This window comes from Aeromicrobium sp. P2_G6 (genome assembly GCF_056403535.1).
In genome coordinates, this window is record NZ_JBFUFH010000001.1 from 223,038 (window position 1) to 234,922 (window position 11,885).

Annotated in this window: 3 protein-coding genes; all 3 read right to left on the reverse strand. The window is 67.6% G+C overall.

Annotated features, from left to right (window positions below):
• Positions 1–23 precede the first annotated feature (23 nt).
• Positions 24–4,679 carry an alpha-L-arabinofuranosidase C-terminal domain-containing protein gene (locus AC1DVU_RS01190; RefSeq protein WP_476920592.1) on the reverse strand — a complete coding sequence of 1,552 codons (4,656 nt, stop codon included), beginning with the start codon at positions 4,677–4,679 and terminating at the stop codon, positions 24–26.
• A gap of 98 nt (positions 4,680–4,777) precedes the next feature.
• On the reverse strand, positions 4,778–10,321 hold the full coding sequence (locus tag AC1DVU_RS01195) for a family 43 glycosylhydrolase (RefSeq protein ID WP_476920593.1): 5,544 nt from the start codon (positions 10,319–10,321) through the stop codon (positions 4,778–4,780).
• A gap of 59 nt (positions 10,322–10,380) precedes the next feature.
• Positions 10,381–11,883, reverse strand: coding sequence for an L-arabinose isomerase (gene araA, locus AC1DVU_RS01200; RefSeq protein WP_476920594.1), 1,503 nt, complete (start codon positions 11,881–11,883; stop codon positions 10,381–10,383).
• Positions 11,884–11,885: the final 2 nt, after the last annotated feature.

The following is an 11,885-nucleotide window of genomic DNA, read 5'->3' on the forward strand; positions in this document are numbered from 1 at the left end:
CTGATGGTGGTGAACACGGCGGCCTACTTGACTCGGAGGGAGACGGATGCGGCGGACGAGCCGAGCACGGTCGGCGACCCGGCGTACTTCACCCGGAGGGTGTAGGTGTCCCGCCTCGACAGCTTCGGCAGCGTGATGCTGGCCTTGCCCGTCGAGCTGACCTGGACTGTGCGCTCGGTGACGAACTTGCCGTCGCGGTAGACCTTGACGGTCGCCGTGCCGGCGAGGGTCGTCGTCGGGCTGGCCGAGACCAGCACCGACACCTTGGCGTGCTGCGACCTCGTGACGGTCGTCGACGAGAGCGACGCCTTCGTCTTCGAGGACGCCTTCGACACCGTGATGGCGACCGAGTCCTCGGAGCCGGCGAAGTCGGCGTCGCCCGCATACCTGGCGACCAGCGTCTTGGTGCCGACACCGATGCTGGCTGCCTTGATGCTCAGCACCGCCTGACCGTTCGTCAGCACCTTGGACCCGAGCAGCGTCGAGCCGGACAGGATCGACACCTCGCCCGTCGGGACACCACTGGTGCCCTTGACCCGCACGGTCGCCGTCACCTTGTCGCCGACCTTGACCGCGGTGCTCGACAGCGTCAGTGCAGTGACGGTCGCGCCGAGCTGCTTGCCCTTCGCCGGCACGGTGCTGGTGTTGGCCGCCTCGACGTTGCCGAGCTTGTCGAGCGCGCGGAACTCCACGGTCGTCTCCTCGTCACCGACCGTGACGGGATCCGCGTACGTCGACCACTCTCCCGACGTGCCGACGCGGTACTCGATGTGGTCGAGGCCTGCGCCGGAGTCCGCTGCCGTGATCGTCACGGTGCGGGCATCGGCGTCGACGACGGCCTTGGAGACCGGCGGCGTGGCGTCGATCGTGAACGTCACCGGCCGGATCTCGCCGACGTTGCCGGACGAGTCGACCGCGCGGACGGCCACGGAGTGCACGCCGTTGCCGGCCACCTCGAACGATGCCGTCGCACCGTCCTTCGAGGTGAACCCGCCACCGTCGACGGAGACCTCGACGTGGTCGACCTTGCGGTCGTCCTGCGCCTCGACCTTGACCGTCACCGGGTCGGCGTAGTTGCCGCGCACGTTGTCGCCCACGAGCTCGAGGCTCGACACGACCGGCGCCTCGGCGTCGACCGTCTCCATCCGGAGGAACGTGACCGACGAGGCCGGGAACTCGTACGCGAACGAGTCCGACAGTCCGTTGACCGAGCTGGTGACCGGGACGACCTTGGTCGGGTTGGACTTGGAGTTGGTGTCCGTGAGCGACGACGCGGTCAGCTGCGTGACCTTGCCGGCGCCCTTGATGCCGACGCCCGAGACGTCGACCGTCGTGCGGACCGGCTTGGTCGAGGTGTTGACGACCTTGGCGACCAGGTCACCGGACTTCTTGTCGCGGGTGACGACCTGGAACAGCTTCTCGGTCGAGGCCGCCTCGTCGTACGTCATCTGCAGGTCACCGTCGAGGTAGAGCTTGATCGTGTGCCCCTCGACCACGACCTTCACGTGGTACGTCTGACCGGTCACCAGGCTCTTGTTCTCCAGCGCCTTGACCTCGCTCGCGGCACCGCCGGACGCCTTCTGCAGCACCGAACGGGTGTTGCCCCAGCCACCGATGTTCCACCAGTAGAAGTCGTTGGTGCTCTTCGCGCCGAAGCCGACGAGGAATCCCTCGGCGCCGGACTGCTTGGTGGCGTCGAGCTCGAGCGTGTAGTTGCTCCAGTCCTTGGCGTACGCACCCGTGACGATGCTGCGCGCGTCGTTGACCGACGTCGACGACTGGACGTACTTGCCGCCGCTCGCAGCCCAGGTGCCCGACTGCGGCGACCACTTGGATGCGTCGTCGAACGTGTCGGAGAACAAGGTGCTGCCGTTGTCGTTCGACTTCACCGTGAGGTTGTCGTACGACGCTGCGGTGCTCCAGGTCGACAGGAAGACCCCGCCTGAGATGTCTTCCGGCTGGTTGACCGCGCCATCGAACGTGCTCGGCACGACCTCGTCGCCGACGTTGTTGCCGAACATCTTCTGGACTTCCCAGTTGGCCGACGACCACGACTCGTCGTTGTCGAACCAGATCGCGTCCGGCGTCCACTGCACGTTCGACTCGTTCGCGAGCAGCGGTGCGTACGACGCGAGGCGTACGACGTCGGCGTTGCGCTGGAGGGCCGTCATGTAGGACGCCTCCGAGAGCGCGTTGCCGAACGTGTTGCCGCGCGAGGCGTACTCACCGAGGAAGACCTTCGGTCCACTGCGGTCGTACGTGTCGTAACGGTGGTTGTTGGCCAGGAACCAGCTCGGGTCGCGGTAGTAGTGCTCGTCGACGAGGTCGACCTTCTGCGCCTGGTTGAAGTTCCACAGGGTGTCGAAGCGTGCACCCGACGAGTCCGGGCCTGAGTTCGAGATGATCTTCATGTCCGGGTACTTCGCCTTGATGGCGTCACGGAACTGCGGGAAGTTCGCCTCGAACGTCGTGGTGTTCTCCTCGTTGCCGAGGCCGATCATCTTGAGCCCGAACGGCTTGGGGTGTCCGAGTGCGGCACGCCTGGCGCCCCACTCCGTGTCGGTGCCGCCGTTGGCGAACTCGATCAGGTCGACCGTGTCGTCGACCCAGCGGGCGATCTGCGTCGGGTCGTGCATCTCGGCCAGCCCGGCGCCGCCGCAGCCATTGGCGCCGACGGACAGGACCGGGAGCGGCTCGGCGCCGAGGTCCTCGGCCAGCTCGAAGTACTCCAGGTAGCCGATGCCGTACGACTGGTTGTAGCCCCAGAAGTTCCAGTTAGTCGGGCGCTGCTCGACCGGCCCGATGGTTTCCTTCCACTGGTACGTGCGCTTGCGGTCGGTGTAGTTGCTCTCCTCGTACGACTTGAACGTGCCGACGTTCGTGACGCACCCGCCCGGGAAGCGTACGAACGAGGGCCTCATGTCGGCGACCTTCTCGGCGAGGTCCTTGCGGAGCACGGACTTGCCGTTGACCGGTCCGACCCAGCGGTCCTCCGGCACGAACGACACCATGTCGAGCCGGACCGTGGAGGCGGCACCGGCGAGCACGGCGTAACGGCCCGCATCGGTCGTCGCTGTGGCGGTGACCTCGACGTCGTACTTCTTCCAGACGTCACTGCCGTCGATCGCGACCGTCGCGGTCGCGGCTACCGCGGTGTTGCCGGTGTTCTCCACGCGCAGGGTCAGGTCCTGGGCGGTCGTGCTGCGCGCCCAGACCGACGCGGTGTAGGTCGCGTCCTTCTTGACCGCGACACCGTTGTTGAAGCTGATGTTGCGCACGCCGTCGCCGGCAGCGGCCGCGTCGAGCTTGAGGTAGTTGCGGTTCATCGCGTTGAGGCGCTCGCCGTCGTTGAGGACGGTCGCCGTCGTGCCGTTGCCGCTGCGGTTCAGCGTCTCCCAACCGGTCATGCCGTTGAAGCCGCTGCGGTCGGAGGAGTTGAACTCGAACGAGCGGTTGCGGACCAGCTCGGCGTAGAGGCCGCCGTCGGCGGCGTAGTTGATGTCCTCGAAGAAGATGCCGAACATCGTGTCGCTGATGGACGCGCCCTTGCCGTCGCCGTCGATCTGCAGGGAGGCGATGTTGTCGTCGACCTCGATCAACGTGAAGCGCGCGGCGTCCTGTCGGTCGCCCATCTGGATCGTGCCGTTGTCGCCTTCGGTCGCGTACGCGTCGCCGTCCGACGAGCGGATGAACAGCTTGCCGCCGCCGGCGTCCGTGAGGCGCAGCGCGGTCGGGTCGTCGGACGCTGTCCCCAGGGTCAGCTTGTCATCGGCGATGACGACGGGCAGGCCGCCGTCCTTGGTCCGCAGGTTCGCAGCACCGTCGCCGGCCGCCTCGGCGGTCAGCCGCAGGCTTGCCGTCGGGGGCGTGTCGCTGAGCGTCAGGTCGGTGCCGTCGCTGACGAGGTAGGGCTTGTCGCCGGCGCTCTTGAGGGCGAAAGTCGTGGCGGGCACGATGTCGGCGCCCTGCGCCGCGTCGACCGAGAAGTAGTCGAAGGTGGCCGGCAGGGCCGTGCCGTCCTGGGCGCCGAGGGCGTAGAGGCCCACCTCGGTCGTGTCGAAGGCGACGTCGACCGATCCGGCGGCAACCCACGCGTTGGTCTCGTCGTTCCAGTAGCTCGTGGTGATCGTGTTGCCGGTGCGCTTCAGCTGCAGGGTCGCTGACGTCGCGCCGGGGCGGTCCGCGAAGGACGCGGCACGGAACGAGGCGCCGGTCTCGACGTCGTTCTCGATCGCGACGCCGGACGGCGAGAAGCTCCCGACGAACGTCAGCCCGGAGCGTACGTAGTTGTCGATGTCCTTCCACGCGATCAGGCCGGCGCCCTGGTAGACCTTGCCGACCGGCGCCGAGACCTTGGTGACCGCGGTGAAGTCACCGGCCGGGATGTCGACCATGAAGATGTTCTTGGCGGTGTTGACGTCCTGGTACGTGTCGCCGGCCTGGCCGGTCAGCGCGAGCTTGCCGTCGGCGATCGAGTAGTTGCCGGCGTCCTCGTTCGTGACGCTCCAGTCGGCGCCGAGGCTGCTGCCGTCGAAGTCGTCGCGCCACCCCGTCGTCGTGGGATCGGCCGCGCCTGCGATCTGCGGAGACAGCATTGTGAGCGTTAACAATCCGGCGACGAAAAGAAGGATGCCGCGGCGCAGCGAGCGCCGTCCGGTGGTCGAGGTCTGAGTTCTCACGATGTGCCTTCTCCCGATTGACGTGCCGACAGCTGGTGATGGATTGAACCGGCCGGCACCACCTCACTGGAGGAGAGGAGGTGGTGCCGCCCGGGGCTTCAGCGGACGCGGATGGTGACCGAGTCCGAGCTTGCGAGCACAGCGGCCGATCCTCGGTACGAGAACCGGAACGTGTGCAGACCCCTCTTGACGACGCGGTAGCTCGACGAGATCTTGCCGTCGCGCACCGTGAGCGTCTTGATCAGCCGGCCGCGATACGAGACGTCGACCTTGCCGTCGGGCACGATGCCGCTGGCGCTGATCGTCGCGCGCAGCTTGACGGTCGTGCCGCTGCGCACCGAGGTGTCGTTGAGCGAGGCGCTCGTACGGCTGACAGCCTTGGCGACCGTGGCCGTCGGGGCCGAGACCGCGGTGCCCGGAGTCACGCCGGCCTTGGTGACGGTGACCTGCACCGAGATCCGGTGGCCCGCGTCCTTGCCGGTCAGGCGGTACGTGCGGGCGACCTCGCCCTTGATCGCCACGCCGTCCCGCAGCCACTTCCGCGAGAACGTCAGCCCGGACTGGTCCCAGTCACCGTCGAACGCCGTCAGGAGCGACCCGACCCGCGGGACCCCGAGCACGACCGGTGCGGTCGTGGCGACGGGTGCCGGTCCCGGACCCGGGTCGACCGCCTTGGCGATCTCACGGGAACCGGTCGCGCCGGTGTTGCCAGCCACGTCCGTCGCACGGAACTCGATCGTGTGAGCCGCGCCGTCGACCTTGACCGCAGCGGTGTACGCCAGCCAGTCGCCGCCGTCGAGGCGGTACTGGATCCCGGCAACGCCCGAGTCGTCATCCGACGCCGTCAGGGTCACCGTGCGGTCGTCGAGCTGGTCCGAGACCGTCGGGTCCGTGAGGTCGACCTTGGCGTCAAGCGACGAGACATCGCTCCACACCAGGTTGTCGCCCTGGGCCCGGTAGTCGATGCCGTACGTCCCGGCGTCAAGCGTGACGGGTACGTCGTCGTACGTCGCCCAGTCCCCGTCGCCGATCCGGTACTGCAGCTTCTTGACGCCAACGCCGCCGGTGAGGGTCAGCGCGGCACCCTTGCCGTACCAGCCGTTGCTGCCGGGGTGCGAGATCGCGGCCTGCGGTGCCGGGCCCTCGTACGTCAGCGCGGCGATCTCGCGCGAACCCGTCGCGCCGGTGTTGCCGGCCGCATCGGTTGCGCGGAACCCGATCGTGTGAGCCGCAATGCCGTCGACCTTGACCGGAGCGGTGTAGGCCAGCCAGTCGCCGCCGTCGAGGCGGTACTCGATCCCGGCAACACCCGAGTCGTCATCCGACGCCGTCAGGGTCACCGTCCGGTCGTCGAGCTGGTCCGAGACCGTCGGGTCCGTGAGGTCGACCTTGGCTGCCAGCGACGAGACGTCGCTCCACACCAGGTTGTCGCCCTGGGCGCGGTAGTCGATGTCGTACGTCCCGGCGTCAAGCGTCACCGCGCTGTCGTACGTCGTCCAGTCGCCGTCGCCGATCCGGTACTGCAGCTTCTTGACGCCGTCGCCACCGGTCAGGGTCAGCTCGGCACCCTTGCCGTACCAGCCGTCGCTGCCCTCGTGCGAGATCGCAGCCTTCGGGGCGGCGCCCTCGTACGTCAGCGGGTCGACGCTCTCCAGGGTCGGCACGACCTTCTTGATCGAGCCGTCCTCGTTGAAGTAGAGCCGGTCGATCGTGGTCTCCCGGTGCGTGCCGTCGCCACCGGGCATTCCGAAGCGGTGATACGCGATGTACCAGTCGTCGGTGCCTGGCACCTGGATGATCGAGTGGTGTCCTGTGCCGAGGATGCCCAGGCTCGTGTCCTTGTTGAGGATCTCGCCCTTGTTGACGAACGGGCCGGTGGGGCTGTCGCCGATCGCGTAACCCACGCGGTAGTTCTCGCTGCCCGTGTCGTCGATCGACCACGAGGCGTAGTACTTGCCGGCCCGCTTGTTCATGAACATGCCCTCGCGGAAGTTCGTCAGGCCGGTGAGCTTCACGCGCTTGGTCACGTCGTACGACGTCATGTCCGAGTTGAGCGGCACGACGTACGCCGAGCCGTTCCCCCAGTAGAGGTAGGACTGGCCGTCGTCGTCGGTGAACACCGCGGGGTCGATCTGCTGGGCGTTGTTGTAGTCGGCCTTGCTGACCAGCGGCTTGCCGAGCGGATCCGTGAACGGTCCGAGGGGTGAGTCGGAGACCGCGACGCCGATGTTCTGCTGCGCCGAGAAGTAGAAGTAGTACTTGCCGTCCTTCTCCGTCGCGGTCGGGGCCCAGGCGTTGCTGTCAGCCCACGAGATGTCCGGGCCCAGGTCGAGGATCGTGCCGTGCTCCGTCCAGTCGACCAGGTTCTTGGACGACCACACCTTGAACTTCGAGCTGCCCCAGCCGGCGAAGCCGTCGGTCGTGGCATAGATGTAGTAGGTGTCGCCGAATCGCACGATGTTCGGATCGGCGTTGTAGCCCGGCAGGATCGGCGACTTCATCTCGACCGCGCGGACCTTCCAGTCCTGGGTCGCTCCGCCGGCCGCCGTGACCGTGAACGTCTTCTCCTGGCTCAGGTCGATCGGGCCGGTCACCTCGGGCGTGATCGTCGAGGTCGAGGTGATCTCGAACGTCGGCTGCAGCGCCTTCAGGTCGGTGCCCTTCTTGACCGGCAGTGTCACGGTGTGCGACGCCGCGTCGATGATCGGGTCGATCTTGAGGCTGTCGAGCTGCACGCCCGTGATCGCGGTCGGATCGGCGCCGATGTCCTTGACCTCGGTCGCGGACAGGGCGCGGTTGTAGATGCGGAAGTCCCGCACCTTGCCCTTGAGGTACTTGTCGGCGTTGTAGACCGACCGGCCGATGTAGTTGGCCGTCGTCCTCCCGCCGCCGATGTCACCCGGGACGATCGTCACGCCGGTCTTCTGACCGACCTTGATGCCGTCGAGGTAGATCGTCGCGGTGCCGTCCTTGAGCGTGTAGGTCATGGTCTTCCAGGCACCCCGCGGTGCGGACGCGTCGTCCGTCGCGGTCTGCTCGGTCGTCCAGTTGCCCGTGGCGATTGAGGTCCGGTACTTGTCGTTGCCGCTCGTGAACAGGTAGCCGCTGCCGACGCCTCCGGAGTCGGTGTTGCCGAGACCCCAGATGAAGTACGGGTTGGCCTGGGTGGGATCGATCCACACCTTGGTCGACACCGTGATCTGGTTGAGGCCCGTCAGGATGTTGTCCGGCAGCTTGACGTGCCCGTTCGTGCCGCCGAGGTTCAGCGAGCCGTCGGTCCAGGACGCGTCGCCGCTCAGGGTCCCGTCATAGCCGTTGCCGGACGAGTCCTTGGCCGTCGTCCCGGAGGTGTCGTCGAGCTTGTAGTGCACGACCTCGCCGTCGGCGTTCGCCTTGACCGGATCGGGATCGTTGCGCAGTCGCTTGAGCTCGGCAGCCGTGACCGGGATGACCGTGCCGTGGCGCGGGCTGCCGGGGAGCTTGTAGCTCGCCGGGACCTGCCAGTTCGGCGCACTGAGGTTGTCGGTGCCGAGCGGGATGTAGCCGCGGCCGCCGAACTCGTCGGTGAACAGGTAGTACTTCGAGCCCGACGTGTCGCCGGCATTGGCCTTGAACGCCGTCGGCCCCTCGACCGCCTTCGTGCCGGCCTTCTTGCCGATGCAGGAGTCCTCGATCGTCCACGCCGGGTTGTTGATGTCCCAACCGGGCACGCTGGCGTCGTCGGCCTCGAGCAGGTCGTCGTTCTTCTCCTGGATGATGTCCGAGCAGCCGGTCACGCCGCCCTCGTCCTTGGTGAAGCGGTGGTACGTGTCGCCGTCCTTGAGGACGGTCGAGTCGATGCGCGAGGCGCCGAAGTCCTGCCAGATCTTGGGCTTGCTGAACGTCCGGAAGTCGCGCGTCGTGGCGTACAGCATCTTCTGGTAGGTCGAGCCGGTGTGGTTGGTGTCGCTCTCGGCGTACAGCTTCGACGCCCAGAACACGACGTACGAACCGAGCTCGTCGGACCAGTAGGCCTCGGGCGCCCAGGTGTTGCCCGCGGTGTCGGGCGAGACCTTGACGTGCCGCTGCGCGGACCAGTTGACCAGGTCGGTCGACTCCCAGACCTCGAGGTACTTGCTGCCGGTGCGCTGCGAGGCGTCCCAGTTGGTCGCCTCGATGTCGAGGTCGGTCGCGATGAGGTAGAACTTGTCGCCCTCGGGAGAGCGGATCAGGAAGGGGTCACGCAGGCCGGTCGTGCCCTGGGTGGACTTGAGCGTGGCCTTGCCGCCGTTGAGCTCGTCCCACTGCAGCGCGTTGTTGCCGCGGCTCGCGGCGAAGAAGATGCTCTCCTCGGCGCCGGTGAAGTAGCTGAAGGCGTAGCCCGCGTACGGGCCTAGGTCCGGCTTGGGCGTCACCGTCGCGGTGATCTGGCGGGTGGCGGTGGCCGAGCCGACCTTGACCGTGGCCGTGAGGTGGACCGTCACCGGGTCCGAGCCGTGGGCTGGACGGTGCACGATGCCGTCGGTGTCGATGACCGAGGTGTTGTCGGATGCCCATGCGATCGTTGAGCCGTGGCTGCCGCTGGTGGGCAGCGTGATGTTGCCGCGCACGTCGTCGACGTCGGGGATGCTGATGGCCGCGGCGTCGGCATCGGCCTTGGCCTGGTCACCCTCGGCCGGCAGGACGGTCGCCTGGAACGTCTTGGTGTCCGTGGCCGAGCCACGGGTGAGCGTTGCGGTGAGCGTGACGTTGGCCGGGTCGTCGGTCGCCGCCGGGCGGGTCACGGTGCCGTTGTTCGCGATGACCGCGGTGTTGCTGGACGCCCAGGTCACCGCGGACCCACGCTGGCCAAGGGTCGGCAGCGTCAGGTTGCCGGTGACCGCCGAGAGGTCGCCGAGCGAGAGCGCAGCCTTGTCGGACGCCACGATGTCGGCGTCACTCGGTGCGAGCGACGTGACCTCGGCGGCCGTCAGCGCGCGGTTGTAGATGCGGAAGTTGCGCAGCTTGCCCTTGAGGAACTTGTCGGCCGCGTAGTTGGACTTGCCGATGTTGTTGTTGGTCGTGGTGCCGCCGCCGATCGCGCTGGGCGCGACGGTGACGGCGGTGTTCTGTGCGACCTGCACGCCGTCCTCGTAGAGGGTGCCGGTCGTCCCGGTCTGGGTGTAGGTGACGGTCTTCCAGACGCCGCGGGCCAGGTTGGAGCCCTTGCTGGTGACCTTCTCGCCCGACCAGTTCGTCAGCGTCAGGCCCGTGCGGAACGCGTCGCCGCTGGCGAAGAAGTAGCCCGTGCCGGCCGACGAGGTCGCCGAGTTGCCGAGGCCCCAGATGAAGTACGGCGCCGCCTGCGTCGGCTCGATGTAGACCTCGGTCGACACCGTGATCGACGAGAGGCCCGCCATGATGTTGTTGGGCAGCTTGACGTAGTCGTCGGTGCCGTCGAGCGTCAGCCCGTTCGCCCCACCCCAGGTGCCGCCGCCGTTGAGCGTGCCGTCCTTGCCGTTGCCGGAGGAGTCGACGACCGTCGTGCCCGACGCCTGCGTCAGGTCGTACTTCAGGACGAGTCCGGCGGTGACATCAGCCGCAGTTGCGGTCATCGGCAGGCCGACGACGAGGCTCGCGATGAGCGCGAAGACCGCGACGACCGCCGATGTGACCCGGGTCACAGACCGAAAATGGGTAGGGCTGCTCATGATGTCTCCCGAAAAGGTGGTTGGGGTGAGGGTCAGAGACCGGCGGCGAGCCGGTAGTACGCCTGGTTCCAGCGGAGCTCCCTGAGGAAGCTCTTGGGCGTCGTCTCTGCGTTGATGTGCAGCAATTCGGTGCTCAGGATCTCGGCGAGGTCGTCGAACTCCTCGATCCCGACTGCGGTGGACAGCACCGTGTGGTGCGGTCCGCCGGCCATGATCCAGGCCTCGGCAGCCGTCGCGAGCGACGGATGCGCCTGCCAGACCGCGCAGGCGACCGGCAGCTGAGGCAATGGCTCGTCGGGCTCGACGAGCGTGATGTCGTTCGCGGTCAGCCGGAACCGGTCGCCCATGTCCGACAGGCCGACGACGATGCCCTCACCCTGATCGGCGATGAACCGCATGCGTACGGGATCCTCGCGGCCGCCGATGCCCAGCGGGTGCACCTCGATCGTCGGCTTGTTCGACGAGATCGTGGGGCACACCTCGAGCATGTGGGCTCCGAGCGACTTCTCGTTGCCCGGCTCCAGGTGGTACGTGTAGTCCTCCATGAACGACGTGCCGCCGGGGCGGCCGACCGCCATGGCCTTGGTCGTACGGACGAGGACCGAGGTCTTCCAGTCGCCCTCGCCGCCGAAGCCGTAGCCGTCGGCCATGAGGCGCTGGACCGCGAGGCCCGGGAGCTGGCGCAGGCCGCCGAGGTCCTCGAAGTTCGTCGTGAACGCGCGGAAGCCACCCTCCTCGAGGAACTGCCGCATGCCGGCCTCGACCCGAGCGCCGTAGCGCAGCGAGTCGTGGCGCGATCCGCCGACGCGCAGCTCGGCCGCTACGTCGTAGAGGTCCTGGTACTCGCCGACGAGCTTGTCGACCTCGGTCTCGTCGACCGCGTCGACGACCTCGACGAGGTCGTTGACGCCGTAGGTGTTGACCGAGACGCCGAAGCGCAGCTGGGCCTCGACCTTGTCGCCCTCGGTCACCGCGACATCGCGCATGTTGTCGCCGAAGCGGGCGAGCTTGAGCGACCGCATCTCGGCGGCGCCGGCGGCTGCCCGGACCCAGACGCCGATGCGGCGGCCGACGTCAGGATTGCTGACGTGGCCGACGACGGTCTTGCGGGCGATGCCGAGCCGGGTCTGGATGTAGCCGAACTCGCGGTCGCCGTGCGCGGCCTGGTTGAGGTTCATGAAGTCCATGTCGATCGTCGACCACGGAATCTCACGGTGGGCCTGCGTGTGCAGGTGCAGGAACGGCTTGCGCAGCGCGTCGAGGCCGTTGATCCAGGCCTTGGCCGGCGAGAACGTGTGCATCCAGCCGATCAGGCCGATGCACGCGTCGTCGGAGTTCGCCTCGAGCATCATCCGGCGGATCGCGTCGGACGAGGTCAGGACCGGCTTCCACACGATGCGGATCGTGAGGTCGGGGTGAGCAGCCAGCGTCTCGGCGACCTCGCGGGACTGGTCAGCGACCTGCTGGAGCGTCTCCTCGCCGTAGAGGCCCTGGCTTCCGGTGAGGAACCAGATCTCGCGTTCGGCGGTGCTCATGG